The following is a 26,024-nucleotide window of genomic DNA, read 5'->3' as shown; positions in this document are numbered from 1 at the left end:
TATGGTGAAAACAGGCAGGTGAATATTGATTTTAATGATGTGGAAATTTCTGTTTTTATAAAATATATCAGTGAAGTCACCGGGAAGAATTTTGTCATCGACAACCGGGTCAGGGGGAGGGTCACCATTGTTTCTCCGGGTGCCGTGACCGTGGATGAGGCATGGGATATTTTTGAGTCCGTGCTGGATGTCCATGGCTTTGCAGCCATGCCATCGGGGGGAATTTATAAAATTCTTACCCAGCCCGATGCCCGGACCAAGGCCATGCATACGAATTTCGGGGATGCCTGGCTCACGGACAGCGACCGCCTGATTACCCAGATCATTCCCCTGCAGTATGCGGAGCCCGAAGAGCTGCGCAGGCTTTTTGCTCCCCTTGTTTCAAAAACCAGCGTACTCCTTTCCTATGCCTCCAGCCGCATGCTCATTGTAACGGATGTGGAGTCCAATATCCGCAGAATTCTTGAAATCGTCAAATACATTGATGTCAGGGACAAGGGAAGGGAAATCCGTGTGCTGACCCTTGCCCATGCCGATGCCGCAGAGCTGGTGGGAACCCTTGAGGCCGTATTCCGTCAGACCCGGCGGGAGGAAGGCAGAAGTGTCACGGAAGACACGGTGAAGTTTGTTGCGGATAAAAGGACCAACACCCTGATTATTCTTGCCAGCATGGTGGATCTGGAGCGGGTGGTGCCCCTTGTGGAAAAGCTTGACAGTGCCCTGCCCAAGGGTCGGGGCAGGGTGCATGTGTATTACCTTGAAAATGCCGTAGCCGAAGATCTTGCCAAGGTGCTTCAGAGCATGGTGGGCAGGGGCGGCGGTACGGGCAGCACAGCCGCAGGTGGTGCTGAGGCCGTTGTTTCTTCCAATGTTACCGTGACTTCGGATCAGGCCACCAACAGCCTTGTGATCATGGCCAATCAGGGGGACCATGCGGTACTGGCCGATGTGATTAATCGCCTGGATATTCCCCGGGCCATGGTGCTGATTGAAGCACTTATTGTGGAAGTTGCCGTCAGCAGTACCTTCGGGCTGGGAACGGAATGGGCGGCAGGGGATACTTTTTCCAAGGGAGGAGCCGATGCGGCCTTTGGTGGCGGTTTTTCAGGAACCGGTGGTAATTCTGCATGGTCCAATACGCTGGGTATGGCCCAAACGGGCATGCTGCCCAGCGGTTTTTCCGTGGGCGTGGCCGCGGCGCCCCTGGTACTGAAATCCGGTGGCAGGGAAATCGCCTTTCCCAATCTGGGTGCTGTAATCCATGCCTTTGCTTCGGACAGAAATTCCCATATTCTTGCCACTCCCCAGATCACCACACTGGATAACCGGGAGGCAAGCATCACCGTGGGCAGAAATATCCCCTATCTGATCCGGTCCGCCACCGGTGACAATACCTACAACAATTATGAGTACAAGGATGTGGGGGTACAGCTGAAAATAACGCCCCAGATCAGCAAGGAAGGCCTGATCCGGCTGGATATTTCCCAGGAGGTGACAAGGCTTCTTTCTGCCGCAGGCAATCTCAATGAGCTGCCCACCACCCTCAAGCGCAGCATTGATACAACGGTGCTGGTGCGGGATCGCAATACCGTTGTCATCGGTGGTCTCATTGATGACAGCTTTTCAGAATCCACATACAAGGTTCCCTGCCTCGGAGATATTCCGGGGCTTCGCATGCTTTTCAGCAGCAGAGGAAGGGAACAGGAAAAAACCAATCTCTTTGTTTTCATTACTCCCCACATCATCCGCACCGTGGAAGATGGCGACCGTCTGACAGGAGACCGGCTGGAGAGCATCAGTGAACTCTCCCCCACGGTGATTCCTCTGTACGAGAAAAACAGGAAAGCCCGAGAAATCCCCCCGCCCCTGCCCATGTCCCCGGAGTCCGCACCGGTTGACAGCGCAGTGCCTGAAACCGGAGAAGATGAAGGAAGCCCTGATGCGTGAGTCCCTGGTGGAAAAACTGGCACTTTCCATGGGATGCCGCAGGGAGCTTGTGACAGAGCTTCTGGAGCAGAACGAGGAAGGGCTGGTGGAAGGACTGCTGAAAAACCGGGCAGGGGATGAGGAAGCCGTTCTTTTGGCCGTTTCCGCGACCTTTGGAATTCCCTTTGTCCGGGAGCCTGTGCTTGATGCCGGAGAAATGGCATTTGCAAGAAAAATTCCCATTCAGTTTTTAAAGCGCCATCTGCTTCTTCCCCTTGTCCATGAAAAAAAGGTGGTCATGCACGATCCCGCCTCCCTTGAGGCCGCAGGGGATCTTTGCCCCCTTCTCGGTGTGGGGCCCCTTTCTCCGGTACTGGCCCCCAAAGCCCGTATCCTCGCCGCCATTAACCGGGCCTATGATGAAGCCAGAGGCTCTGTGGAAGAACTGGCCCAGAATCTGGAGGAGGAGTCCGGAGAATCCATCCTCAGCGAGATCGAAGAAGCCGCAGATCTTCTGGATGATAATAATGATGCCCCCATCATCAAGCTTGTGAACCATATCATTGCCCAGGCCGTTAAAGCCAATGCCTCGGATATTCACATTGAGCCTTATCAGGACCGTTTTGTCATCCGCTACCGCATGGACGGCATGCTCTATGAGCTGATGCGTCCTGCCAAATGGATGCAGTCGCCGCTGGTTTCCCGCATCAAAATCATGGCAAGGCTTAATATTGCTGAAAAGCGACTGCCCCAGGATGGCCGTCTGGAGGTGAAGATCGGAGGGCAGTCCGTGGATGTGCGTATCTCCACGGTTCCCACGGCCTTCGGGGAGCGGGTGGTCCTGCGTCTTCTCAACAAGGCCAATACCCTGCTGGGGCTTTCGGATTTTGGCATGTCTGAGGATACCTATGCCACCCTCCATCGTCTGATCCATCTGCCCAACGGTATCATTCTGGTTACCGGTCCTACGGGGAGTGGTAAAACCACAACCCTCTATGCGGCCCTTTCGGAAATCAACCGGGAAGATGTGAACATTGTCACCATTGAAGATCCTGTGGAATACAGGATTCCCGGTATTGGTCAGATTCAGGTAAATCCCAAAATCGGTCTTACCTTTGCCAAGGGCCTGCGATCCATCGTGCGTCAGGACCCGGATGTGATTCTTGTGGGCGAGATCCGGGATCAGGAAACGGCAGAAATTGCCGTACAGTCTGCCCTGACTGGGCATCTGGTTTTTTCTACCCTGCACACCAATGATTCGGCCAGTGCCATCACCCGCCTTGTGGATATTGGTATCGAACCCTTTCTCATTGCCTCGGCCGTCAAGGCGGTGATGGCCCAGCGTCTGGTGCGTATTCTCTGTCCGGAGTGCAAGGTGGCCTACCAGCCCCTCCCTGAGGAACTTGATACCCTGGGACCGGATGCGGAATGTCTCCGGGGGCAGGACCTTTATCAGCCCAGAGGGTGTCCTTCCTGTCTGCAGGCCGGGTACAAGGGCCGCATGAGTATTTACGAAATCATGGAAATGGACAGTAGCCTGAAAAAGCTGGTACTGAAAACCTCGGATTCCAATCCCATTCAGAATGCAGCGGTCAGGGGTGGGATGATTACCCTGCGCAAGGACGGTATCCGGAAAATCAAAGAAGGCCTGACCACCATTGCTGAAGTGCTGCGGGTGACCTGAATGGAAAATATTTTAAGATCCTTTCTTTTTCTCCTGTTTTTTTCCCTGTCCGCCCATGCCGCAGGGCCATCTGGCTGCGGAGAGACGGATCTTTTTGACTATGGACTGACCCGGTATCAGGAAAAAAAATGGGATCTTGCGGTTTTTGGTCTGGACCGTTTTATCCATGCCTGCCCCGAAGATCCCCGCAGCCATGAAGCGGGGATTTACCTTGCCATAGCCCTTGAAAAACAGGGAAAAACGGAAGCAGCCGCAGAGCTTTTGCGCCATATCCACAGAAAAGGAAGGCAGAGGGAGGCATCCGTCGCAGCCCTTGTTCTGGCTTCCCTTTATGCGGGAGAAGGGGAGGCCGGGCAGTCGGTTCTCTGGGCGGAAAATCTTTTACGGTCCACGGAAAATGAGGATATGCGTACAGCTGCCCTCTGGATGGCAGGGGGGCAGTATCTGAAGGCCGGAGATTTCCATGGGGCTGCGGCGCGCTGGGATTTTCTGACCGGTGAGGACCGCAGGGAGGCGGAAGGGCTTTGGCTGGCATGGCAGGAGAGACCGGAGGAAGGCAGAAAGAGCCCCTTTCTGGCAGGGCTTTTTGGTATGGTCCCCGGTGGCGGTTATTTTTATACGGGCCGGAGGCAGGCGGGAAGCACGGCCTTTTTCCTGACCCTTGGCATGGGAGCGGCCTCATGGGAGGCCTTTGATCAGGATCTGCCCGTTCTGGGCACCTTTCTTGGACTGATCACCCTTGGTTTTTACGGAGGCAGCATGAAGGGGGGTATGGATGAGGCCCGCCGGACCAGTCATACCATGGATATCGGCCACGAGGCAGAGGTGCTGTCCCGGTTCAGAAAAGAAGCGGACTTTCCCCTGGACAGGGGCAGTATCCGGATTTCCCTTCCGTTCTGAGATTTTCTTCTAAAAAACGGTCATCGGTCTTCATGCAGGCGTCCTTCCACATATTTATGCAGGATGCTGGCCACCAGTGTCTGATAAGGAATGCCTTCCGCAAGAGCTTTTTTTTGCAGCCCCCTTAGGTCTTTGGAGGAAAGCCTTATGTTGATTCGGGCATCTTTTTTGAACATTCCTTCCGCATATCGCTGATGCAGCTCTTTTTTCTCTTCAAAGTCAGATACCCGCTGGAGTTCTCCTGCATTGAATGCATCCATAATTTCCTGCTCTTCTTCATCCAGTCTGCTCATTTTCGCCCCCTGATTATCGCCTGCTCACCCATTCCACCGCCTCCCGCATCAGTTCTCCGGAGGTGTTTACACTGAGTTTTTTTTTGATCAGCTCCCTGTAGCTTCCCACGGTTTTGGCACTCACTCCAAGGAGGTCTGCGATCTCCTTTCTCTGAAAACCCTTTCCCATGAGCTGAAAGACTTCCAGCTCCCGGTCCGAAAGGCTTTCCACGGGATGACTTGCGGGGTCTGATTTGCGGCTCAAGCGTCCCACCATGCGGCTGACCATGGTCTGGCTGGCATAGATACTGCCGGAAAGCACCTGACGTATGGCCTGAATGATGGTGTCGCTCATCTCCCCTTTCATGATATAGCCCATGGCCCCCAGTCTGAAGGCCCTTTCCGCATACATGGATTCATCGTGCATGGAAACAATGAGGGCGGGAATTTTGGGTCTGAGACTCTGGATTTCAGAAAGGAGCTCCAGACCGCTTTTGTCCTTCAGGGTGATGTCAATGATGACCATGTCCGGTTCCAGTTCTTCAAAGGCGGTGCGTGCGGCATCCACGTCTTCGGCTTCACCGCAGACGGTCATGTCCCTTTCTTCATTGATGAGGTGGGCAAGGCCTTTGCGGAATACGGGGTGGTCATCCACGATCAGAATACGTGCGGTATGCGGCATAGGACTTCTGCTCCTGAATGGGGGCTGCGGTTACGGATGTCAATGTCAGCGCCAATGCGTCTGGCCCTGTGGGTCATGATCCCGAGTCCCATGCCCTGATCGGGAAGGGAATGGGGCAGGCCCTGTCCATTATCCTTTATAAAAAGGGATATTCCCTGTTTTCTGTTGTGGAGGCCAAGGTGAATCTGGTCTGCACGGCCATGGCGCAGGGCATTGCTCACGGCTTCCTGGGCGATGCGGTAAAGATTCACCGCCGTATTGTGATCCATTTTCATCGTTTCTGTGTCTGCTTCAAAACGGCAGTGAACCTGAAAAACATTTTCAATGTGTTCCGCAAGCTGGGAAAGGGCGGCAGCCAGACCCCCTGCATCCAGATTCACGGGGCAGAGGCCCTTGGCAATGTTTCGTGTTTTGGTTGTGGCCGATCGGATCAGCTCTGTGATTTCTCCGGCAAGGTTAGCGCCGGGGCTTTCTGCGCCAAGCAGTCTTTTGTGCAGCAGGCTTGCCATGGCTTCAACACCCACAAGGTGCTGGCCCAGATCATCATGGAGGTCATAGCCGATTTTTCTGCGTTCTTCTTCGCCCGTGCGTAAAATTTCCTTTTCCAGCCGCCTTTGTTCCGTAATGTCCAGAATGGCCGTCAGCATGCAGGCTTTGCCGTTGAAATCCACAATGTCTGCGGAAAGATTGCCGTGGCGGATTTCACCCCCATGGGTTCTGTAGGTCATTTCCCGCTGATGGAATCGGCCATGGTTCATCAGTTCCCTTGCAAGGCTTTTAAAAAGATCCGTGTCCGGCCAGAAGGCCATATCCCGTATCTTTGCGCTGACAATGCTGCTTTCCGGATATCCGGTCATTTTCAAAAGGGTATTGTTCACATCCAGTATGAGACCTTCATCCATGGTGGCAATCATCATGGCCACAGGGCTGGAATGGAAGGCTTTGGCAAATTTTTCCTCGGATATTTTAAGGGCTTCTTCGGTTTTTCTGCGTTGGGTGATGTCCAGTACCGATGCAATGCTCTGCTGGGTGCCGGGAATCATGGCCACGGTCATGGTGGCGATGAGGGGATCGCCTTTTTTGTTCCGGAGACGGCATTCATAGGTTCTGGGTGCGGCTTCGGGGTTGATTCTTCTCAGGTGATGGTAGTGCTTCATGCGTTCCCGGTCGGCCTCATTTTCCACAAAGACCGTCCAGACCTGCCGCCCTTCCACCTCGTGCCGGCTGAAGCCGGACAGCTTTTCAAATTCCGCATTCACCATGGCGATGGTGGCATCCTTTTCAATGAGCATGGTTGCCGTTCCCGTATTGGCAAATACGGTGCGGTAGGTTTCTTCGGATTTTTTAAGGGCCTGCTGTGCTTTTCGCAGGGCTGCGGCATCGCCTTCCAGTCTCTGGATACGGCGTTTCAGTTTTCTGTTTTCCTTCAGGAATCCAGAGCCTGACTGACGGAGCCTGTGCAGGGGTCTCATGGGGTTTCTCCATTTTTTGGTGTACTTATACAGATATCAGACAGGTACAGAGCATGGGTCTTTGACCTATGCAAAAAAAGGTTTTTCATGGGTTGCTAAAACCGTGGGTGCCTGATTTTTTTCCACGAACAGGGACGATAGTATGCAAAAAATGAATTTTTTACAATCCGATCCCCCTTTACCGTGAAAAAAGGAGAAATCCCATGACAGCAATGCAGACCCGTTTTATGGCCGATGCGGAAGCCTGTGTAGATGCCATTATTGAAACCGTGGGCAAGGATGTGGTTTTGGGAATGCCCCTTGCGCTGGGTAAATCCCACCATGTGACCAATGCCCTTTATGCACGGGCAAAAAAAGATCCTGAAATGAAACTGACCATTCTCACGGCTCTGGCACTGGAAAAACCGTCTCCTTCCAGTGAGCTGGAACGGCGCATGCTGGAACCCATTGTGGCCCGTATCTGGAATGGGGTGCCGGATTTTGATTACATGAAAGACTACAGAAAGGGAAATCTCCCGGAAAATGTCACGGTCCGGGAGTTTTTCTATAAAGCGGGCAGTTACATGAATGTGGCCGCAGCCCAGCAGGAATACATCAGCAGCAATTATACCCATGTGGTGCGGGATCTTGAGGTGAATGCCATCAATGTGTACTGCCATATTGTGGCCAGGGGAGAGGAAAACGGACAGCTGGTGTTCAGCGATTCCTGCAACTCGGATCTGGGACAGGATATCCTTGATTATATGGAAAAATCAAGGGCAGCAGGACGCCGGGTGATGCATGTGGCCCATGTGAACCGGCATCTTCCCTTCATGTACGGAGATGCCGTGAATACCCCGGATGTATTTGACATTGTCCTTGAAGGGGAGGAGATGCACACCCCTCTCTTTTCCGTGCCCAAGGCTTCCGTTGCGGTGGCGGATCATGCCATAGGTCTGCATGTGAGCAGCCTTGTAAAAGATGGCGGTACCCTGCAGATTGGCATTGGCGCACTGGGGGATGCCATTGCCGACAGTCTCATTCTGCGCCATGAAAAAAATGATGTGTACCGCAGTTTGCTGGCCGATGCCGGAACAGAGGCCCATTATGGAGACCTTGTGGACAGTATTGGCGGCAGAAAGCCCTTTGAAGAGGGGCTTTACGGTGCCACGGAAATGCTGGTGGAAGCCTTTATGTACCTTTACAATGCCGGTATTCTGAAACGTAAAGTGTATCAGAATGAAAATCTTCAGCACTTTGTCAATGAAGGTATGCTGAAAGAGAAGGTGACGCCGGAGGTGCTGGCCTTGCTCCTTGCCGAAAAACCCTTTTATCCCATGCTGATGAAAGAAGATTTTGATATTCTTCAGTATTATGGTCTGCTTCAGGAGGGTCTTTTCTATGATGATTTTCAGATTCAAGACAGGGGAGGCAAGCTCTGGGCAGCGGATCTCAGGGATGAAAATTATAGAAAAGAGCTGGCAGGGGCCCTTTGCGGCAGCAGGCTGAAAAACGGGGTGCTGCTCCATGCAGGCTTTTTCATCGGTTCCAATGATTTCTATGAAGGTCTGCGCACCATGGATGCGGATGAGCGCAGGCTTTTCAGCATGACAGGGGTGGATGTGGTCAACCAGCTTTACGGCAATGAAAAGCTGCGGGCCCTTCAGCGTAAAGATGCCCGTTTTGTGAACACGGGCATGAAGCTTTCCCTTCTGGGCAATGTCTGTTCCGATGCCTTGGAAGATGGTCGTGTGGTTTCCGGTGTGGGGGGGCAGTACAATTTTGTGGCCATGGCCCATGCCCTAAAGGATGCAAGGCTTATCATGATGCTTCGGTCCACGGGGTTCAGGGGAGGGCAGACCGTATCCAATGTGGTCTTTAATTACGGCCACACCACCATTCCCCGCCATTTGCGGGATATTGTGGTGACGGAATACGGCATTGCCGATCTGCGGGGACGTTCAGACAGGGAAATCATCTCAAAGGTGCTTGCGGTGACGGATTCCAGATTCCAGGAAGGCCTGCTGAAAAAGGCAAAGGATGCGGGTAAAATCCCTCAGCATTACATAATTCCCGAAGCCTTCCGCAACAACACGCCCCAGCGTCTCAACGCCCTTGCGGCAAAATATAAAAATCAGGCTGTTTTTGCACCTTTCCCCTTTGGATCGGAATTTACAGGGGAGGAACAGGTTCTTGGCAGATCCCTGCGTGGGCTCAAGCAGAATATCGCCCGGAAAAAATGGGCTACCATCGGCGGTATTCTTGGGGGGTTGTTCAGGCCGGTGCCTGCGGCGGCCCATCCCTTTTTGCAGCGCATGGGGCTGGACCAGCCTTCAAATTTCAAGGAAAAGCTTCTGCGCAGCGTGGTGACCCACGCCCTGATTTCCGGCGGAAGCCTTGATGCTGCCGTCAGCCGTCAGGAAACGGCTTCGGAAAAGGCCATGAAACCTGCAACTGCAAGGGCGACCGTGCGGTAGGTGTATTCAAAAATGGCGTCTTTGGCTGGTGCAAGGGGCTTCAGCTTGTGAAAAGACTGGAAAGGAGATTTATGACTGCCCGGAGGCCTGTCTATGGCTTCCGGGCTGTTTTTTATCAATGAGTTCATTTTCTGCTCGATACAGATAAAGCCCCGGTTTTTAAGGGCCTGAAAACGGGATTGCTTTGTGCTTCTGAGTAACTGGAATTTAGTTATTTTAATTCAAAGCTTTGAAAAAAAGCCGATTATCCATCACTGATCGAAATGAGTTTGAATCCGGCACAAGTTACTTTATGACAAAACGCCGTAACATGACGTACGTTATTTTTTAGGTAGTTGAAAAAATGTAATTTTGGATTAAAGCAAGCTGATGGGTTTATGTGTGGAATAAAGAGTCCGGCGTGAGGCATTTGTGTCTGTTGTTAAATAAGCCTGATTATCCAGCTCTTTATGCTGTCTTAGGTGTAGGGATGTGGCATTTATGGCCCAAAATCAGTGCTTGCTGATATAGATGATGCAGGCATTTTTTATCAATAAAATGTATAAATATCTCATTGAAATAGTGTCTTAGTTATTGTTGCGCCGTTTTGTGTGTTAAGAAAAAAAAAGCTCTTATAACGGTCTGAAAATTGCTCTGTTCCATGGGGTTTAGCGGAGGTCTTTTTATTTCATCCATCTTTTGTCTTCCATAAGGAGGTCCGTTGTGAAACCCATTGTGAAAATGGCCGTTCTGGTTACCATCGTCTTTGTAACGGCAGGGAATGTTTTTGCTACCCTGCTGGACAATAATACCAACCTGAGTACGGAGTTCATCCGCATGCAGGCAAGGGTTGGTTCGGCAGACTCCACCGATGCCGTTGTGTACAATCCCGCCGGTACGGTCTGGCTGGATGAGGGCAGTTATGGTGCCATGCATAACCAGACCCTGCCCAAGGATTACACCCATTTTTACGGAGGCCGTAAGTATGAGACCACTACACTGACAACCCATAACCCCAGTTTTTTTTATGTCCGAAACGCCGGTAACTGGTCTGCCTTTGGGGGAATTGCCGTACATGGCGGGGGAGGAACGCTGGACTATAATAATGGTACCATTCTGGGGACCGCACTACCGGCTGTCTTTCAGAATCAAGCTATGCCTCAGCCAGTCAAGGATCAGATTTTGTCCAGTCTGCAGGAATTGAATCTGAGTAGTGCCAAAACCTCCATGACCCAGATGTACCCCGGCCTCACCATCGGTGGAGCCTATCAGATTGGAGAGAAACTGTCCCTTTCCTTAGGTGGACGTGTCATCCGGGGCATGCTTGCATTTAAGATTGATAAGGGCAGCATTCTGGATCTGGATGCGGAAGCCACTGGTTTTGCACCCATTATTGGTGTCAATTACAGGCCCGTCGAATCCCTGAATCTCTCCATCAGGCATGAGTTCAAGACAAAACTTGATTTTGAGTACAATACCCTCAGGGGAGCGGCACTGATACCCGGCGAATTGGATATGGGGCATGTTTTTGCCGAAATGATGGGAGGGGATGATCAAAACTTCAGAAGGGATCTCTCGGCCCTCACGGCCTTTGGTTTTGCCTGGATGGTAAGGCCGGATTTTAAGCTTGCAGCGGATCTTACCATTGCCTGGAACAGAGATATCAATCAGGAAGGCAAAGAAGACAATTTTTCCGAAGGCTATGAGTTTGCCATGGGTGTGGAATATTTTATGAATGAAAAGTGGACGTTGAGTGCTGGGTACTCCTATTCCCATCCGGGGGATGATATGGAGCAGCTTTTTCCTCTTCAACCTAAACTTCGTTACCATGGTGCTGCAGTCGGCTTCCGTTATGCTGTTAACTCAAAAATGGGCTTTCAGTTCGGGGCGAATCGACTCTTTTATGATGATCAGACGGATCAGAAAGATATCACTTACCAGAAAGATCTACTGATTCTTTCCCTTGGGCTTGATTATCGTTTCAGATAGGAAAGGGTTCTCCGGGCTGGAAGTCTGCCAGTTATACCTGGCAGCTCCGGCCCGTTGGACAGACATGAAAAATCAGTCCAGAGATGGAAGCTTGTTTGTAAAGAGCATGAAAAAAAATGAGGGGCAAATAACAGGACTGTCATAATAGAAGGAGCTTAACCTATGGATCAGGTGAAGGGGTTTTTTGTTGCCCGCAAAGATGACCATTCTTCGTCTAGGCCTGCTGTTTGAGCAGAAAAATTGGATTGAACGCTTTCTTCATTACGCCCACACTTTATAAACAGTTTACCATACACGTCTTCAGATATTGTTCCGATTACCACGTTTTTTCAACCCCCGGATCAGGAAAATCCGGGCTGTTTTTTTGTGCTGGAAAATTTTAAACCTGACTGGAAAAGATTGGTTCTGGCAAGGTTTCTCACAGCCAGAACAGCAGGATGTTTTAAGCGACGCTCGTGGGAAATGGCAAAGAATTTTATCATTTCTCCTTCATAATTTCCTATAGTAACAACACCGTATTGTTTCATCACCTCATCGGCCATGACGGAAGGAACGGGAAAAATCCCCAGTCCCGTATGACCAAAGGCTTTCAGGAGGCCTGTATCGGCAAATTCGGCCACAATGTCGGGCCGGAGCTGATTTTTGGAAAGCCAGTGGCTGATGACAGCCCGCAGGGAAGTTCCTTCTGAGGGCATCAGCATGGGTGCATTCTGAAGGCAGTCGGGAAAGCTTCCTGTAAGGCGGGCAGCCAGAGAGGGACTGGCACAGAAAGTCACTCCGGATTGTCCCAGCTCATGGTTGTATGCCTTTACTCCCAGCTCCCTTGGCAGGCTCTGGTCGGCAATGACTAGATCCAGACGATGGATGGCCAGTTCTCCGAAAAGCCGGTCCGGTTTATCGTTGTGGCAGATGAGCCGGATGGGTTCCGGAAGATTCAGGGTGGCACTGAGCAGCTGGTATGCCATGGCCTTTGGAACCGTATCCACAACCCCTACCCGAAAAACAAATCCTCCACTGACGGCCTGATCCTTCACCAGCAGTTCAATTTCATTTCCGATCTGAAAAATTTCATCGGCCCGTGACAGGGCAATTTCCCCGGCCTGGGTCAGCTCCATGCGTTTACCTACCCGCCTGAAGAGAAGGGTTCCCAGCGATGTTTCCAGCTCGCCAATCTGGTGGCTGATGGTCTGCGGCGTGATGTTCAGCCGTTTTGCAGCATGTATGACACCGCCTGATTTTGCAACATTCCAGAAATAATACAGCTGTTTGTAATTTATCATTTCCGTCTCCCGCCCGGTTATTATCAGCTTTTTTCGAATAATAAATCAAAATAATACGACTTTTCTTTCGGTCTTGCAAGGTGTATCCCGATCAACTCCAGTGGATGCTGGCTGAGGCAGGGCGGTTGTCGGAACTGCATCCGGCAGCCGTCATCATAGATTTTTATGCCATGAAGCGATGAAAGATCCGTTTTGGAAAGGATATGCGAACGCCATGAAAACAGCCGAAACTGAAAGTCCCTTGCTGGGCATCATCATGGGCTCCCGCTCCGACTGGGAAACCATGCGCCATGCTTCGGAAACCCTTGAAAAACTGGGGGTTCCCCATGAGGTGGAAGTGGTGTCGGCCCATCGCACTCCGGATAAACTCTTTCACTATGCCGAAACCGCAGAGGAAAGGGGGCTTCAGCTTGTGATCGCCGGAGCCGGTGGCGCAGCCCATCTTCCGGGCATGGTCGCTGCAAAGTGCGCCCTGCCTGTGCTGGGGGTTCCCGTGCAGTCCAAGGCACTCAATGGCATGGACTCCCTGCTTTCCATCGTGCAGATGCCCGCAGGCATTCCCGTTGCTACCCTTGCCATTGGCCGGGCCGGGGCCATCAATGCCGCGCTGCTGGCCGCCAGCATACTGGGGAACAGCCACCCTCGGATTCGTCAGGCAGTGGCTGAGTACCGACTGCGTCAGACGGAAAGCGTTCTGGCCCATCCGGATCCAAGAAGGCCCCAGTCATGAAAATCGGCATACTGGGAGGCGGGCAACTGGCCAGAATGCTGGCGCTGGCCGGTATTCCCCTTGGCTGTGAATTCAGTATTTTTTCCCCGGACCGGGAGGCCTGTGCCGCACCGCTGGGCCGCTTCGTGTGCAGTGATTACAGGGATGAAAAGGCTCTCATGGAACTGGGGGCCAGCTCTGATGTCATTGCCTTTGAATTTGAAAATATTCCTGTGCAGGCAGTGGCGTTTCTTGGGCCCCATCTGCCTGTCCGTCCCGGAGCGGAAGCCTTGAGGCTTGCGCAGGACCGCGTCCTTGAAAAGACGCTTTTCACGGAGCTGGGCATACCCTGTGCGACTTTTTTTCCCGTGGATTCCCTGGAGGATCTTCACCGGGCAGCGGCATCCACAGGTCTGCCTGCCGTTCTCAAGGCGAGGCGGCAGGGATATGACGGCAGGGGCCAGACCCTTATACGGCAGAGCGATGAACTGGCAGGGGCCTGGCAGCGTCTGGGGGGGCAGCCCGCCATTCTGGAAAGTCTTGTGGATTTTGACCGGGAGATATCCGTCATTGCCGTACGTGCCGTATCCGGGGAAACGGCCTTTTATCCCCTGTCCGAAAACACCCACCACCATGGCATACTGCGCCTTGCCGTAAGTCAGCCCCATGATCCCATGCAGGCACAGGCGGAGATTTATGCCCGAAGGCTCCTTGACAGGCTGGATTATGTCGGGGTGCTGGCTCTGGAACTTTTTCAGGCAGGTGACCACCTGCTTGCCAATGAATATGCACCAAGGGTCCATAATTCAGGTCACTGGACCATGGAGGGAGCGGCAACCAGTCAGTTTGAGAACCATCTGCGTGCCATCATGGGACTGCCGCTGGGTTCAACTGCCCTGAGGGGGGTTGCCGCCACCATGAACCTCATTGGGACGGTGCCGGACAAGGCCCGGATACTTGGAATCCCCAACACCTGTCTGCACCTTTACGGCAAGGCCTGTAAACCAGGCCGCAAGCTCGGCCACGTAACGGTATGCGCCGACAGCATGAAGCAGTTGCAGCAGATTCTGTCGGATCTGTCAGGACTGCTTTCATCTGAAGCGGTGTCTGCCGTGGCCGAAACTGGCCATTATCAGAATCAGAAAGAAGGAGGATGTGCATGAGAGAGTCAAGCTACAAAGTGCTTCCCGGTCCGGAGGGCTATCTGCCCCCTGCGGCCGCAACAATGGGGGTGATGCTTCCAGATCCCGGTCAGGCGATCATGGAAGGGGAGTCGGTGGACAGGGATACGGCCCTTCGGGCAGCTGCCCTGAAGCTTATTGAGGCCAGAAATCCGGTCTTTTTCCCCGGTCCGCTGATCCTCTGGGACTGGAAACCCGGCGTGGCTGAAAAGGCTACAGCCCTCAAAGAGCTGGCAGAAGCCGTTGGGGCAAAAATGATTCCCATGCCGGACTACCGGCCCAAGTACCCGATGATCAACCCGGCCATCGAGGTGAACCCCAACCATCCCAACCTGACCATCTGGCACAACAAAATTGATGTCTGCCTGTTCATTGGTGTGCATTGTCACTATGCCAACCTTGCCCTGAAGATCATCCGTGGCGGAACCGACTGCTACACCATTGCCGTATGCGCCGAGGCGGGTCATGAGGAAGCCATGATTTCCCTGCGAGATGCCGGTCTCTGCGAACTGCAGCGGTTACGTGAACTTGTAATTGAACTGAAAGGTGGCAAGAACCAATGATAGATCAGAAGATTGTTGATCCGGATTATCTGTTGTTTGAAGCGCCCCGTACCAGTGAGTACATCACCGGCAGCGAGGCGGTAAGGGAGGCCATCAAGCGGGCCAACGTGGATATGGCCATTGCCTACCCCATCACGCCTCAGTCCGAAAGCATGCATCTGGTCGGAGATATTTATGCTCAGGGGTATGTGAAGGAATATTTCCGCGGTGAAAACGAGTTTGCCGTCATGTCTTCGGTTGCGGGTGCCTCCATGGCCGGGGTGCGGGTTTTCACCGCCACGGGCGGTCCCGGAACCATGCGGGCCTTTGAGGTCTTTCCCACCTGGGCCGGTGCCCGTCTTCCCATTGTCTGTGCCTTCATGACCCGCGGTATAAACTCTCCCCTGACCATCCAGCCGGACACCATTGAGATGGCCTATCTGCTGGAAACGGGCATCCTGATGCTCCATGCGGAAAACTCCCAGGACCTGCACGACATGCTTCTCATGGCCTTTATGGTGGCAGAAAAAACGGACGTGCATATTCCTGTGGGAGTCTTTGCAGACGGGTTTTTCGTAACCCATACCCGGGACAAGGTGAATATGCTCCCCGAAGACTGCAAGCTGCCCTCCTATGATCCCTATACTTCTCCGGTTCCGGTCATGGATATGGAAAATGTACCGGTACGGCAGATGCGCGATCCCTTTGTCATGAAGAGTAATTTCATCAGCTATGCCGCCCATGCCTCCTGGCAGCAGGAAATTGATGCGGCTGCGGAACGTTCCCGTAAATACCTCAATCACTACCTTGGTGGCCTGATTGATGTGGAACATGAGGATGCGGATATCTTCATTGTCACTTCGGGTACGGCGGTGAGCCAGAGCCGGGAGGCCATTGCCACTGCCCGGGAAGAGGGGATCAATGTGGGTCTGGTCAAGATTAAAAGCATCCGTCCCTTCCCCGGGGAAGAGATCCGTGCCCTGGCATCCCGGTCAAAGGGCATCATTGTACCGGAATTCAACCGTGTGGGATGGCTTGCCAAGGAAATATGCAGTGTGATTGACGAACCCCGCAAGGTTGTCCGGGGACCCAGGGTGTTTGGCGGTATGACCATGCCACCGGAGCTTATTCTTGCAGAAATCAGGAGGATCAATCAATGAAAACCGGAATGCTGAAAATATCTCCCGGATTTGAGGAGATCATGCCGCCGGAATACCGGGAGCTGGTGGACAATGGTCCCTACGGTAAAGACTACGGCATCGGTGACCTTGGATCTTACAAGGAGCTTTTGGAAGAACATCCCCTGTGTGCAGGCTGCGGTCTGGCCCTTTCCCTGCGTCTCACACTGGCGTCCCTTCCCATGCCGGAAGATACGGTGATTGTCGGTTCCACCGGTTGCAGTGCGCTGGCTTTTCCTCAGGTGGCACTGCACAATATCCACTCCCTGTTCGGCAACCAGAATGCCGTTGCATCCGGTCTGAAGCGGGCCTTGAAACTTCGTTTTCCAGAAAAAGAAAAGGATGTGGTGGTCATTGCCGGAGACGGTGCCACCGCAGACATAGGCCTTGATATGGTCATGCAGTCCTGGCTGCGCCGTGAAAAAATCACCACCATCATGCTGGACAACGAGGCCTATGCCAACACCGGCGGCCAGGAAAGCGGTATGTCCATGCAGGGGGCGGTGCTGAACATGGCGCCTACGGGGAAAAAGTTTCCCAAGCTTTCTTTGCCGGAGATTGCCCATACCTGCGGCTGCGCCTATGTGGCCGCAGCTTCTCCGGCCAAACCCAAGCAGCTGGCAAAGGTTGTGAGGCGCGCCATTCTGGTGGCAAGGGAGATTGGTCCCACCTATGTGCAGCTCTACAGTCCCTGTCCCACAAACTACAAATTCAACCCCAAAGAGACCGTCTCTCTGATCAAGCAGCGGGAGAAGGATGGGCTGTACCAGAGCAAAGAGTACATTTCACAGGAAGCCCAGGCGTTTCTGGAGAGCATTGAGGTGAAAAAATGAATGCAATGGAAAAAACCTTTATCCGGATGTCCGGCCTTGGTGGGCAGGGCGCAGTAACAGCCGCCCATATTCTTGGAAGTGCTGCCAACAAGGACGGCCTTGAAAGTACGGTCAATCCCTTTTTCGGTGCGGAAAAACGCCTTGCGCCTGCGGAAAGCTACGTGCGTATTTCTTCAGAGAAGGTTTATGAGAAGGGGGAAGTGCTGTATCCCAACATCATCATGATCTTTCATCCCCACGTCATCACCATGGGTAAGTGTTATACCATGCCCTTTTTTGACGGCTTGCAGGAAGGCGGTTCCATCCTGATCAATGCGGATGCCCCCCTTGTGAGTGATGAAGACCTGCGCCATCTGGCAGATCTGAAGGCAAAAGTCTACTACGTCCCGGCAACAGATATTGCTACGAAAGTCGCCGGCTCCGAGCTTTCCACCAACATTGCCATGCTCGGTGGTCTGTATGCCATGCGGAAACTCACCTCCATGGAAGCCCTGAAGGAATCCATGGTGGAACGTTTTGGTGGCGGAAAATTTGTCGCTTCGGGAACAACGGCTGCGCTGGATGATGCTGTCACGGGTAAGTTTGCCAAGGTCAGCCAGATGATAGAGAAAAACATGGAGCTGATTGCTGCTGCCGGGGCCGCTTTGACGGAGTTCCCTCTGCCGGGAACAAAGGGAGGTGAGTGATTATGTATTTATCAGTCAGAGTGGATACGGAAAAATGTATCGGGTGCAAAATCTGCATCACCAGTTGTCCTGAGCCCAATGTGTTTATTTTTCTGCCGGAACAAAAGCTTGTGGAAGTCAATGAGAGCCGCTGCAAGGCCTGCGGACTCTGCACAACGACTTGTCCCAAGGATGCCTTGAGTATCAGCTGATCAGGCAGATTTCTGATGGAATATGCTTTGCTCCGGAGGGTAGAAACCCTGCCCTCCGGAGTGAAATACGGAACCATTCGTCTCTGCCTTTATCAGAGCAGTGCGGGTCAGGAGACTTACCATGTGTTCAGAAAAACAGAAGAACAGGGATACCGTTGCCGAGCTGCTCCACGGTTTGCGCAATAAAGCCTTCATCACCGGCAGTGAAGCCGTTGCCGAGGCCGTTAAGCGGGCCAATGTTGACATGGCCATTGCCTATCCCATCACACCGCAGTCGGAAAGCATGCATCTGGTGGGTGAGCTTTTCGCCAAAGGGTATATCAGGGACTATTACAGGGCGGAAAACGAGTTTGCCGTCATGGCAGCGGTGCATGGTGCTGCTCTGGGTGGCGGTCGGGTCTTCACCGCCACCAGCGGACCGGGCACCCTCCGGGCCATGGAAATGTTTCCGGTATGGGCCGGTGCCAGACAGCCCATTGTCTGTGCCTTCATGTGCCGCGGGGTTTCCCTGCCTCCCTCCATTCAGCCAGAAAATATTGAGATGGGAATGCTGCTGGATACGGGTATGCTGATGCTCCACGCCGAGAACGGTCAGGATTTTTTCGATATGATCCTGCAGGCCTATCTCATTGCGGAACAGCCCGATGTTCACCTGCCCGTGGGGGTCTTTGCCGACGGTTTCTTTGTGACCCACACAAGGGAGGAAATGCTGCTGCCCCCGGAGGACTGCTGTCTTCCTCCCTATGATCCGGGTTTTGCTCCGGTGCCGGTTTTTGATATGGAAACCCCTCCCATGCGCATCACCCGTGATCCCCTGCTGAATAAAAGCAACTTCATCAGTGGCAGTGCCAATGCCAGCTGGCATCAGGAGGTACTGGCCGCAGCGGAGCGTGCCAGAAAGCATATCGCACATTTCATGGGCGGGCTGCTGGAAGTGGAAAATCCCGGCGCAAAAATTTTCATTGCCGCATCGGGAACCGCCGTCTCCCAGTCACGGGAAGCCCTGCGTATGATGCAGGCTGAGGGAATGGATGCGGGCCTTATTAAAATTAAATCCATCCGTCCCTTTCCCGCCAGCGAACTGTCTAAGGCACTGGAAGCGGCAGATCTGGTTGTGGTGCCGGAATTCAATGCGGGCGGCTGGCTTGCACGGGAGATCCGGGCCTCCATCGACCGGAACCACCGTGTCATTGGTGCGCCAAGGGTTTTTGGTGGCATGACCATGCCCCCCTGGCTGATTGTGGAAGAAGTAAAAAAGGCCCTTGGGGCCGGACAAAACAGGGGAGGGTGCTGATATGTCGAAAAAGATCATTACTCCCGTAGCATCCCTGGCCCATATTCTGCCGGAGGATTACAGGGACCTGGTGGACAGGGGCCCCCACGGAAAATCTGTGGGTATCAAAGATCTCGGCAGTTTTAAGGAAATTACCGAGGAGCACCCCCACTGTGCCGGGTGCGGCGTGTCTCTGGGTGTGCGTCTGGCCCTTGCCGCACTGCCCGCCCCGGAAGATACTCTGGTGGTGGGGACTCCCGGCTGTTCCTTCTTTGCCCTTTCCCAGACGGCACTGAACTACTCCAATACCGCTTTCGGCAATCAGAATTCCGTTGCTTCTGGTCTGAAGCGCATGCTTTCCATCCGGTATCCGGATAAGGATAAGGACGTGGTGGTGATGGCCGGAGACGGTGGCATTGCCGATATCGGTCTGGACATGACCCTGCATTCCTGGTTCAGGGGGGAAAAGATCAGCACCATCATGCTGGACAATGAGGTGTACGGCAATACCGGCGGTCAGGAAAGCGGGATGTCTCCCGAAGGGCAGGTGCTGCACATGGCGCCAAAGGGGAAAAATTTCAAGAAAATTCCTGTTTTTGAAATGGCAAGGACCGCAGGCTGTGTCTATGGGGCAAAAGTCACCATCGCCAGCCCGAAACGACTTGGTATGGCTGTGAACAGGGCCATTCTCCTTGCAAGGGAACTGGGGCCCACCTATATCCAGATTTATACCCCTTGCCCCACCAACATGAAGTTCAGTCCTGCGGACACCCTCCGGATAGCAAAGGAGGCGGGCAGGGCCCATTATGCCTTTGAGGAGTTCATGACGGAGGAAGCCGCAGGAAGGATAGCGGCCATGGAAGGAGGGCAGGAGGTGCAGGAGGACTGATACTGTCTGTACCTGCTGTCCCGGAGTTTCAGTTTTAATTTTTCACCAGTAGCAGCTGCCACACCTGCCACATTCCCGTTACGTGAGAAGCTTTGCGCTTTTCACGGATTATGCATTGTCTGCATCAGGCCACTTTGGATGGACCTGTGACGGTCTCCGCTGGATTTCTGAAGAAACAGGGCCATGTTTCAAAGGCCAGCGGACAGGTTCAGTCATCTCTTTTTCAGGCAGAATGACAATGCATGGGAATGTGGCAAGGTGTGTGTAGCTGTTTTTCTTTTGTAACTGTTCAACACAGTTTTCAAGGTATCATACCTGCAAGGCAGATGTATAGGCCCCAGGCTATTTGCCCGTGACGCAATCCGGCACTCAAGCTAAAAAACGTAAGCCCCTTTACGGGAGCAGAAATGCCTATGGATCTTGAGTGCCGGATTCGGGAGCTTCTTGCCCTGTGCGGAAGCGGCAAAAACTCCCCGCCACAGGCAGGATAAGCTTTTTGATTACCATGGCAGGCTTAAGCACGCTGCCTTTGTGGCGGCTCAGACAGTTTGCCGCTTCTTTCGCACAGGCCTTCAAAGCTCTGATCCGAAACGATTGCAATGTCACTTGCAAATAGCCACGGAGCCTTGCAATAATACGAAATGGAGTCACCGTTTTTTTTCAGTTTACAGGAAGCCTGCGCTGTTTTCTGCATACTGTAGTCCGGGCTTCATGGGCATGGAAAAAAATCAGTGGCAAGAACGTCACCTGCAAGGTAGAGGGAACCTGCAATGCAGACGGAGCCGGTTGGCTTTACCCGGTGCATGGCCCTTTCAAGGGCATCGGGAACAGTGGAGCAGATGTCAAAGGGCAGTGTACCGGGCAGTAAGGGAATCAGCTTTTCAGGATCAAGGCCCCTTGGGGTATCAGGACGGGTCAGGATGATCCGGTCAAAAAGGGGTGCGAGGATATCCAGCATGGCCTTGGCATCCTTATCCTCCAGTACGCCAAAAACAAGGACTCTGGGCTCTGGTGTTCTTTCCCTGAGGTATGCTGCAAGGGCCATGGCAGCTTCCGGATTGTGGGCACCGTCCAGAATCACATCAGGCTCTGTGCCCAGCTGCTGGATGCGTGCGGGCCATCTGCGGTCTGCAAGGCCCTTATGGATGATGGCCGGAGGGAGGTCTGGAACAATGATTCTCTTTTCCCCAAGACTTTCAAGGGCTGCAATGGCAAGGGCCATGTTGGTGGCCTGATGGTTTCCGGCAAGGCCGGGGCTCAGATTTGTATAGGTATTTATGCCCCTGTAGGTGAAAAGGTCTCTTCCTGTTTTTTCAATATCAAAATCCCGGCCCATGATTTTTATGGGTGCACCGCAGGATTCTGCCTTCTCTACAATGACATCAAGGGCTTCTGGCTGTGTAACCCCTGTAACAACGGGGATTTGGGGCTTGATGATGCCTGCCTTCTCTCCGGCAATGGCCCTGATCGTGTTACCCAGAAATTCCCTGTGATCCATGCCTATGCTGGTGATGATGCATGCGACAGGTCTGCAGACATTTGTGGCATCCCAGCGTCCTCCCATGCCCGTTTCCAGAACAGCGATGTCGGCGCTGGCTTCTGCAAAAAGGAGAAAGGCCATGGCTGTTGTGAATTCAAAAAAGGTGGCGGGATTTTTCCTGTCTTCCTTTTCTTCTATGGATGTCACAAGATTTTTTAATAAAGCAGGGGATGGATTTTTGCCGTTGATCCGGAAACGCTCACCAAAATGCACAAGATGGGGTGAGGTGTAAAGGCCTGTCTTCAGTCCCGCAGCCTGAAGGATGGATGCGGCAAGGGAAGCTGTGGAGCCTTTGCCGTTGGTGCCTGCCACATGGATGGCAGGGAAGTGATGCTGGGGATTGCCCATGCGATGCAAAAGCTTCTGAATACCTTCAAGTCCGGGCCGTATGCCCATGCGCTGCCGGTGATACAGATGGGAAAAATCAGGTTCCTGCAGGGTCATGGTCAGGTCCGTATCAAAGGGGGAAAAAGAAAACCCGGACAGAAAATCCCTTGAAGGATCTCTGCCGGGTCATGAAGCATCCGCGTAATTCGTTGAATGGCTGAAAAACCAATCCCTCTGCTCAAAATAAGAACAGGGTAAACGCTCAACAGCAAAGAAAGGGCAGGAATTACCGCTTATACTTGCGTGCCGCAGCTATCCGCTGGCGGCGTTGTGCTTCCCGCTGCTTGCGGCGTTTGTATTCGCTGGGTTTCTCAAAGCTTTTTTTAAGCTTGAGCCGTTTGAAAAGGCCGTCGTTCTGAATTTTTTTCTTCAGAATCCGCATCGCCTTTTCGAGGTCGTTATCCACAACACGCACTTCGATTTCCTTCACGGTACATCGCCCCTTTCTTTCCGCAATTCCGAATAAGGAAAAAAATCTCGGAACCCGGGTATTGAAAACCTTGTATAAAATAATATTTCTTGCATGCAATTGCCTGTGGAACTGCATTTAAAAAACCATGGGAAGTTTTTTAAAAAACCGAAAACATATAGCTGTTTTTCTGGTTTTTGTAAAGAAGATAATCTGTGTTGAAAAATTTTTTAAAAATACAGGGTCCGGAAAAGTTGCCTTGTTTTTAAAAAATACCGGTCTTATCGGTGTCTCTTTTTCAGAAAGAGGGAGGGCTTTTGCTGGCAGAAGAGATGGGGTCGGGGAAAGGTTTTAAGGAAGGACGGGGAAAGGCATCTTTATCCCTTCCCCGTCGGCTTATCAAAGCTGGGCAATCAGGGCATCAGTTACTTCGGGAACGCTTTTGGAGCCGTCCAGAACGATGTATTTGCTTCCGTCCTGTGCAGCGCGGTCTCTGAAGTAGTAGGCTGAGGCCAGGGTGCCTTCCTTGTCATCATAGTAGATGTCATGGCGCTTATCGATGGCACCTTCATCAATGTCATCGGTGCGGGTGGAAAGGGCACCGCCGCAGACCCGGCATTTGCCGTCTTTGGGGGCAATGGCGGGGATATTGACATTGTTGGGGTGGTTGGGATCGTTTTCACAGAGGCGACGGCCAGTGAGGCGTCCCTTGGCAATTTCACGGTCCAGATCAATTTCCACAACAAAGTTCAGTTTGATGCCAGCACTTTTCAGGGACTCGTCCAGTTTCTGGGACTGTACGGGGGTTCTGGGGAAGCCGTCCAGCAGCCAGCCGTCCTTGCAGTCTTCCCGCTGCAGGCGGTCAAGGATCATGGGGATGGTGATGTCATCGGGAACCAGATCCCCTGCATCAATAAAGCTTTTGGCTTTTTTGCCAAGCTCGGTGCCGCCTTTGATGTTTTCACGGAAAATGGCACCGGATTCAATGTGGGGTACTTTGTATTTTTCCTTGAGAATGGCACCCTGGGTGCCTTTGCCGCTGCCATTGGGGCCGAAAAAGAGAATGTTCATTTGAAAAAAGCTCCTTTCATAAATAATTACAATGATAAAACCGGGGTATGATATAAAGCATTCCAGAAAGGCTGCACCTTATGGGGGTGTCTGTATCCTTCGGCTGGATAAAAAGCCTGATTTTTAAGTCAGCATACCTATTAGAAGCCGGGGCGCTTGTCAAGCTGCCAGCGCAGGCAAAAAAAAGAAGAGACGCTTTTTTTCCAAAAAAAAACTTGCAAGAGGGCAGACGAAACCGCTATGAAACAGGATATGGAATCATGCTGGATCTGTCTGAACTCTTGATGAAGAAATTTTATGGCGCCTGAAATTTTAAAAATTGCCGTTACCGGTGGTGCTGGCTCAGGAAAGTCGTCGGCCTGTCGTCTTCTTAAGGGTATGGGGTTTCCAGTGGTGGATCTGGATCTGCTTGCCAGAGAGGCCGTGAGGCCGGGGAAGCCTGCTTACCATGCCATTGTGGCGGATTTTGGCCCCGATGCTGTGGGGAAAAACGGGGAGCTGGACCGGAGCTGGCTGAGGGAGCGGATAACCCGGGATGCCAGTGCAAAACTGCGTCTGGAGAAAGCCATTCATCCTGTGGTGTACAGCATGCTGGATATGGAGATGGCACGCCACGCTGCCGCAGGTGCCAGCATGGTGGTGGTGGAATTTCCCCTTCTTTTTGAAACCGGCAGAGAATCCTTTTTTGATCTGGTTCTTGTGGTTTCCGTGCCGCCCGAAGTACAGGTGGCGCGCCTGATGAAGAGGGACGGGGTGGATGAAAAATCTGCAAAAGCACTGATCCGTATACAGATACCGCTTCATGAAAAAGCAGAAAAGGCGGATCTGGTTCTGGAAAACAGTGGATCTCTGGAGGATATGGCCCAATGCCTTGCAGGCTGGGTGACAGGGGGAGAACTTTCCCTTAAGGGGATGAAATTTCCTTGACCAGTCAAAGCCATTGGGATATTAATTAAAAACTATTGCTTTTTTGATAAAGGTGATAGGGGAATATGGCTTTTAGATGCATTTCCTGCCTTTTATCTTTTTACCCACAGATTATCGCTGCGCTCCTAATTCTTTTCGGAACAAACTGAATCGATTTTCGACACGTTTTTCCACAGAACAGAAATACGGGTATCATTCCGGCCGGGAATGGATTTTTATGATCTGTGTCTGCGGCCCTGAATTTCCCGCCCGGCAGCCTGGACGACAGGTCTTCCGGAAGGGATATCCATACATTCATTTTAAGGTGTGAAGGTTCATGAACATCACCGAGCTTAAGGAAATGAAGATCAAGGATCTGACCCGTCTTGCCAAGAAATTTAATATCGATGGCGCTGCGGGCTTGCGTAAGCAGGAGCTTATTTTTGCCCTGCTTCAGGCTCAGATTGAAAAAAATGGTCTGATTTACGGAGAAGGAACACTGGAAATTCTGCCCGATGGTTTCGGGTTTTTGCGCTCTACGGATTGCAATTACCTTCCAGGTCCGGATGATATCTATGTTTCACCTTCCCAGATCCGGCGTTTCAATCTCCGGACAGGGGATACGGTGTCCGGACAGATTCGTCAGCCCAAGGAATCAGAGCGTTATTTTGCTCTTCTGAAGGTGGAGGCCATCAATTACGAGGATCCCGAAATTGCACGGGAAAAAATTCTCTTTGATAACCTGACCCCTCTGTATCCGGATAAAAAAATTTTGCTGGAAGGTGCCCAGGATAATTATTCCATGCGGATCATGGACCTTCTCACGCCCATTGGTTTTGGTCAGCGCGGGCTGATTGTTTCCCCTCCAAGGGCGGGCAAGACCGTTCTGATGCAGAATATTGCCAACTCCATCATTGCCCACCATGAAGACGTGGTACCCATTGTGCTGCTCATTGATGAGCGGCCCGAAGAGGTTACGGACATGGCAAGGAACGTGAACGCGGAGGTGATCAGTTCCACCTTTGATGAGCCTGCGGAACGCCATGTGCAGGTGGCTGAAATGGTGATAGAAAAAGCCAAGCGCCTTGTGGAGCACAAGAAAAATGTGGTGATCCTTCTGGATTCCATCACCCGCCTTGCCAGGGCTTACAACTCGGTCATGCCGCCTTCGGGTAAAATTCTCTCCGGTGGTGTGGATTCCAATGCCCTGCACCGGCCCAAGCGGTTTTTCGGTGCTGCCCGGAATGTGGAAGAAGGCGGAAGTCTGACGATTATCGCCACCGCCCTTGTGGAAACCGGCAGCCGCATGGACGAAGTAATTTTTGAAGAATTTAAGGGTACGGGCAACATGGAGCTTGTGCTGGACCGCAAGATTGCCGACCGCAGAACCTATCCTGCCATTGATATTAAAAGATCAGGTACCCGAAAAGAGGACCTGCTCCTGAGTCAGGATGTAATTAACCGTGTCTGGATTCTCCGTAAGCTTTTAAGTTCCCTGAATTCCATTGACAGCATGGAATTTTTGCTGGATAAGATGACGGGTACGAAGGATAATACGGATTTTATGAACTCAATGAACGCATAACCAT

The 26,024-nt window shown here is 52.4% G+C and carries 25 protein-coding genes; 17 read left to right on the top strand and 8 right to left on the bottom strand.

Going from position 1 to position 26,024, the window contains the following annotated elements; genetic code table 11:
• Positions 1–18: 18 nt before the first annotated feature.
• From gspD to LZ24_RS01310, 3 genes are read left to right on the top strand one after another with little or no spacing between them, the layout of a single operon-like run.
• Positions 19–1,947: a type II secretion system secretin GspD gene (gene gspD, locus LZ24_RS01320; RefSeq protein WP_186442854.1), complete on the top strand. Its 1,929-nt coding sequence runs from the start codon at positions 19–21 to the stop codon at positions 1,945–1,947.
• Positions 1,940–3,610 (top strand): type II secretion system ATPase GspE, encoded by a 1,671-nt coding sequence (gspE, locus tag LZ24_RS01315; RefSeq protein ID WP_144681518.1) that lies wholly within the window; start codon positions 1,940–1,942, stop codon positions 3,608–3,610. The genes gspD and gspE overlap by 8 nt, the downstream gene beginning before the upstream one ends.
• Positions 3,611–4,510 carry a tetratricopeptide repeat protein gene (locus LZ24_RS01310; protein ID WP_144681516.1) on the top strand — a complete coding sequence of 300 codons (900 nt, stop codon included), beginning with the start codon at positions 3,611–3,613 and terminating at the stop codon, positions 4,508–4,510. It abuts the gene before it with no gap.
• Between the two features lie 20 nt (positions 4,511–4,530).
• Here LZ24_RS01310 and LZ24_RS01305 read toward each other — a convergent pair whose 3' ends face one another.
• From LZ24_RS01305 to LZ24_RS01295, 3 genes are read right to left on the bottom strand one after another with little or no spacing between them, the layout of a single operon-like run.
• Positions 4,531–4,803 carry an antitoxin gene (locus LZ24_RS01305; protein WP_144681514.1) on the bottom strand — a complete coding sequence of 91 codons (273 nt, stop codon included), beginning with the start codon at positions 4,801–4,803 and terminating at the stop codon, positions 4,531–4,533.
• A gap of 13 nt (positions 4,804–4,816) precedes the next feature.
• A complete protein-coding gene (locus LZ24_RS01300; protein WP_144681512.1) occupies positions 4,817–5,464 on the bottom strand; it encodes a response regulator transcription factor in 648 nt (215 codons plus the stop codon).
• Positions 5,440–6,936, bottom strand: coding sequence for a PAS domain-containing sensor histidine kinase (locus LZ24_RS01295; protein WP_144681510.1), 1,497 nt, complete (start codon positions 6,934–6,936; stop codon positions 5,440–5,442). The genes LZ24_RS01300 and LZ24_RS01295 overlap by 25 nt, the downstream gene beginning before the upstream one ends.
• A gap of 203 nt (positions 6,937–7,139) precedes the next feature.
• Between LZ24_RS01295 and LZ24_RS01290 the strand changes: the two genes are divergently transcribed.
• Complete coding sequence (locus LZ24_RS01290) at positions 7,140–9,392, top strand: acetyl-CoA hydrolase/transferase C-terminal domain-containing protein (protein ID WP_144681508.1); 2,253 nt, start codon at positions 7,140–7,142, stop codon at positions 9,390–9,392.
• Here the strand turns inward: LZ24_RS01290 and LZ24_RS17480 are convergent.
• Positions 9,332–9,520 (bottom strand): hypothetical protein, encoded by a 189-nt coding sequence (locus tag LZ24_RS17480; RefSeq protein ID WP_222427486.1) that lies wholly within the window; start codon positions 9,518–9,520, stop codon positions 9,332–9,334. The genes LZ24_RS01290 and LZ24_RS17480 overlap by 61 nt on opposite strands.
• 574 nt (positions 9,521–10,094) lie before the next feature.
• Between LZ24_RS17480 and LZ24_RS01285 the strand changes: the two genes are divergently transcribed.
• Entirely contained in the window at positions 10,095–11,360 is a 1,266-nt protein-coding gene (locus LZ24_RS01285; protein ID WP_144681506.1) for an OmpP1/FadL family transporter, read from the top strand.
• 341 nt (positions 11,361–11,701) lie between these two features.
• Here the strand turns inward: LZ24_RS01285 and LZ24_RS01280 are convergent, their stop codons facing one another.
• The gene (locus LZ24_RS01280) at positions 11,702–12,640 is read right to left on the bottom strand and encodes a LysR family transcriptional regulator (protein ID WP_144681504.1); all 939 of its coding nucleotides are present in this window, start codon (positions 12,638–12,640) and stop codon (positions 11,702–11,704) included.
• Positions 12,641–12,854: 214 nt separating this feature from the next.
• Between LZ24_RS01280 and purE the strand changes: the two genes are divergently transcribed.
• The 9 genes from purE (at position 12,855) to LZ24_RS01235 (ending at position 20,122) form a co-directional block, all read left to right on the top strand.
• On the top strand, positions 12,855–13,370 hold the full coding sequence (purE, locus tag LZ24_RS01275) for a 5-(carboxyamino)imidazole ribonucleotide mutase (RefSeq protein WP_144681502.1): 516 nt from the start codon (positions 12,855–12,857) through the stop codon (positions 13,368–13,370).
• Entirely contained in the window at positions 13,367–14,512 is a 1,146-nt protein-coding gene (locus LZ24_RS01270) for a 5-(carboxyamino)imidazole ribonucleotide synthase (protein ID WP_144681500.1), read from the top strand. The genes purE and LZ24_RS01270 overlap by 4 nt, the downstream gene beginning before the upstream one ends.
• A complete protein-coding gene (locus LZ24_RS01265; protein ID WP_144681498.1) occupies positions 14,509–15,093 on the top strand; it encodes a carbon monoxide dehydrogenase beta subunit family protein in 585 nt (194 codons plus the stop codon). Before LZ24_RS01270 ends, LZ24_RS01265 begins: the two co-directional genes overlap by 4 nt.
• Positions 15,090–16,232 carry a transketolase C-terminal domain-containing protein gene (locus tag LZ24_RS01260; protein WP_144681496.1) on the top strand — a complete coding sequence of 381 codons (1,143 nt, stop codon included), beginning with the start codon at positions 15,090–15,092 and terminating at the stop codon, positions 16,230–16,232. Before LZ24_RS01265 ends, LZ24_RS01260 begins: the two co-directional genes overlap by 4 nt.
• Entirely contained in the window at positions 16,229–17,083 is an 855-nt protein-coding gene (locus LZ24_RS01255; protein ID WP_144681494.1) for a thiamine pyrophosphate-dependent enzyme, read from the top strand. The genes LZ24_RS01260 and LZ24_RS01255 overlap by 4 nt, the downstream gene beginning before the upstream one ends.
• Positions 17,080–17,769, top strand: coding sequence for a 2-oxoacid:acceptor oxidoreductase family protein (locus tag LZ24_RS01250; RefSeq protein ID WP_222427485.1), 690 nt, complete (start codon positions 17,080–17,082; stop codon positions 17,767–17,769). Before LZ24_RS01255 ends, LZ24_RS01250 begins: the two co-directional genes overlap by 4 nt.
• A 2-nt stretch (positions 17,770–17,771) precedes the next feature.
• Positions 17,772–17,960, top strand: coding sequence for a 4Fe-4S binding protein (locus tag LZ24_RS01245; RefSeq protein WP_144681492.1), 189 nt, complete (start codon positions 17,772–17,774; stop codon positions 17,958–17,960).
• Positions 17,961–18,081: 121 nt separating this feature from the next.
• A complete protein-coding gene (locus LZ24_RS01240; protein ID WP_144681490.1) occupies positions 18,082–19,254 on the top strand; it encodes a transketolase C-terminal domain-containing protein in 1,173 nt (390 codons plus the stop codon).
• 1 nt (position 19,255) lies between these two features.
• A complete protein-coding gene (locus LZ24_RS01235) occupies positions 19,256–20,122 on the top strand; it encodes a thiamine pyrophosphate-dependent enzyme (protein WP_144681488.1) in 867 nt (288 codons plus the stop codon).
• Between the two features lie 709 nt (positions 20,123–20,831).
• Here the strand turns inward: LZ24_RS01235 and LZ24_RS01230 are convergent.
• The 3 genes from LZ24_RS01230 to LZ24_RS01220 all read right to left on the bottom strand — a co-directional run bounded on the left by LZ24_RS01230 (position 20,832) and on the right by LZ24_RS01220 (position 23,529).
• A complete protein-coding gene (locus tag LZ24_RS01230) occupies positions 20,832–22,106 on the bottom strand; it encodes a bifunctional folylpolyglutamate synthase/dihydrofolate synthase (RefSeq protein ID WP_144681486.1) in 1,275 nt (424 codons plus the stop codon).
• Positions 22,107–22,275: 169 nt separating this feature from the next.
• On the bottom strand, positions 22,276–22,479 hold the full coding sequence (gene rpsU / locus LZ24_RS17760) for a 30S ribosomal protein S21 (RefSeq protein ID WP_179953091.1): 204 nt from the start codon (positions 22,477–22,479) through the stop codon (positions 22,276–22,278).
• Positions 22,480–22,857: 378 nt separating this feature from the next.
• Entirely contained in the window at positions 22,858–23,529 is a 672-nt protein-coding gene (locus tag LZ24_RS01220) for an adenylate kinase (protein WP_144681484.1), read from the bottom strand.
• Between the two features lie 80 nt (positions 23,530–23,609).
• Between LZ24_RS01220 and LZ24_RS01215 the strand changes: the two genes are divergently transcribed.
• The 3 genes from LZ24_RS01215 to rho all read left to right on the top strand — a co-directional run bounded on the left by LZ24_RS01215 (position 23,610) and on the right by rho (position 26,020).
• A complete protein-coding gene (locus LZ24_RS01215; protein WP_144681482.1) occupies positions 23,610–23,837 on the top strand; it encodes a hypothetical protein in 228 nt (75 codons plus the stop codon).
• Positions 23,827–24,456 (top strand): dephospho-CoA kinase, encoded by a 630-nt coding sequence (gene coaE / locus LZ24_RS01210; RefSeq protein ID WP_144681480.1) that lies wholly within the window; start codon positions 23,827–23,829, stop codon positions 24,454–24,456. Before LZ24_RS01215 ends, coaE begins: the two co-directional genes overlap by 11 nt.
• A 316-nt stretch (positions 24,457–24,772) precedes the next feature.
• Positions 24,773–26,020 (top strand): transcription termination factor Rho, encoded by a 1,248-nt coding sequence (gene rho / locus LZ24_RS01205; protein ID WP_144681478.1) that lies wholly within the window; start codon positions 24,773–24,775, stop codon positions 26,018–26,020.
• The last annotated feature ends 4 nt before the right edge of the window (positions 26,021–26,024 follow it).

Source organism: Desulfobotulus alkaliphilus, assembly GCF_007830435.1.
Classification (GTDB): domain Bacteria; phylum Desulfobacterota; class Desulfobacteria; order Desulfobacterales; family ASO4-4; genus Desulfobotulus; species Desulfobotulus alkaliphilus.
The sequence above is the reverse complement of the archived record's forward strand: the minus strand, read 5'-3'. Positions and strand labels throughout refer to the sequence as shown.

Excerpts from the sequence above, each read along its gene's own strand:
- gspE (WP_144681518.1), top strand. The coding sequence starts at position 1,940 with ATGCGTGAGTCCCTGGTGGAAAAACTGGCACTTTCCATGGGATGCCGC.
- LZ24_RS01250 (WP_222427485.1), top strand. The coding sequence starts at position 17,080 with ATGAATGCAATGGAAAAAACCTTTATCCGGATGTCCGGCCTTGGTGGG.
- LZ24_RS01300 (WP_144681512.1), bottom strand. The coding sequence starts at position 5,464 with ATGCCGCATACCGCACGTATTCTGATCGTGGATGACCACCCCGTATTC.
- LZ24_RS01270 (WP_144681500.1), top strand. The coding sequence starts at position 13,367 with ATGAAAATCGGCATACTGGGAGGCGGGCAACTGGCCAGAATGCTGGCG.
- purE (WP_144681502.1), top strand. The coding sequence starts at position 12,855 with ATGAAAACAGCCGAAACTGAAAGTCCCTTGCTGGGCATCATCATGGGC.
- LZ24_RS01220 (WP_144681484.1), bottom strand. The coding sequence starts at position 23,529 with ATGAACATTCTCTTTTTCGGCCCCAATGGCAGCGGCAAAGGCACCCAG.
- coaE (WP_144681480.1), top strand. The coding sequence starts at position 23,827 with ATGGCGCCTGAAATTTTAAAAATTGCCGTTACCGGTGGTGCTGGCTCA.
- LZ24_RS01290 (WP_144681508.1), top strand. The coding sequence starts at position 7,140 with ATGACAGCAATGCAGACCCGTTTTATGGCCGATGCGGAAGCCTGTGTA.
- LZ24_RS01245 (WP_144681492.1), top strand. The coding sequence starts at position 17,772 with ATGTATTTATCAGTCAGAGTGGATACGGAAAAATGTATCGGGTGCAAA.
- LZ24_RS01310 (WP_144681516.1), top strand. The coding sequence starts at position 3,611 with ATGGAAAATATTTTAAGATCCTTTCTTTTTCTCCTGTTTTTTTCCCTG.
- LZ24_RS01260 (WP_144681496.1), top strand. The coding sequence starts at position 15,090 with ATGATAGATCAGAAGATTGTTGATCCGGATTATCTGTTGTTTGAAGCG.
- LZ24_RS01215 (WP_144681482.1), top strand. The coding sequence starts at position 23,610 with ATGGGGGTGTCTGTATCCTTCGGCTGGATAAAAAGCCTGATTTTTAAG.
- LZ24_RS01235 (WP_144681488.1), top strand. The coding sequence starts at position 19,256 with ATGTCGAAAAAGATCATTACTCCCGTAGCATCCCTGGCCCATATTCTG.
- LZ24_RS17480 (WP_222427486.1), bottom strand. The coding sequence starts at position 9,520 with ATGAACTCATTGATAAAAAACAGCCCGGAAGCCATAGACAGGCCTCCG.
- LZ24_RS01230 (WP_144681486.1), bottom strand. The coding sequence starts at position 22,106 with ATGACCCTGCAGGAACCTGATTTTTCCCATCTGTATCACCGGCAGCGC.
- LZ24_RS01280 (WP_144681504.1), bottom strand. The coding sequence starts at position 12,640 with ATGATAAATTACAAACAGCTGTATTATTTCTGGAATGTTGCAAAATCA.
- LZ24_RS01255 (WP_144681494.1), top strand. The coding sequence starts at position 16,229 with ATGAAAACCGGAATGCTGAAAATATCTCCCGGATTTGAGGAGATCATG.
- LZ24_RS01305 (WP_144681514.1), bottom strand. The coding sequence starts at position 4,803 with ATGAGCAGACTGGATGAAGAAGAGCAGGAAATTATGGATGCATTCAAT.
- LZ24_RS01240 (WP_144681490.1), top strand. The coding sequence starts at position 18,082 with ATGTGTTCAGAAAAACAGAAGAACAGGGATACCGTTGCCGAGCTGCTC.
- LZ24_RS01265 (WP_144681498.1), top strand. The coding sequence starts at position 14,509 with ATGAGAGAGTCAAGCTACAAAGTGCTTCCCGGTCCGGAGGGCTATCTG.
- LZ24_RS01295 (WP_144681510.1), bottom strand. The coding sequence starts at position 6,936 with ATGAGACCCCTGCACAGGCTCCGTCAGTCAGGCTCTGGATTCCTGAAG.
- rho (WP_144681478.1), top strand. The coding sequence starts at position 24,773 with ATGAACATCACCGAGCTTAAGGAAATGAAGATCAAGGATCTGACCCGT.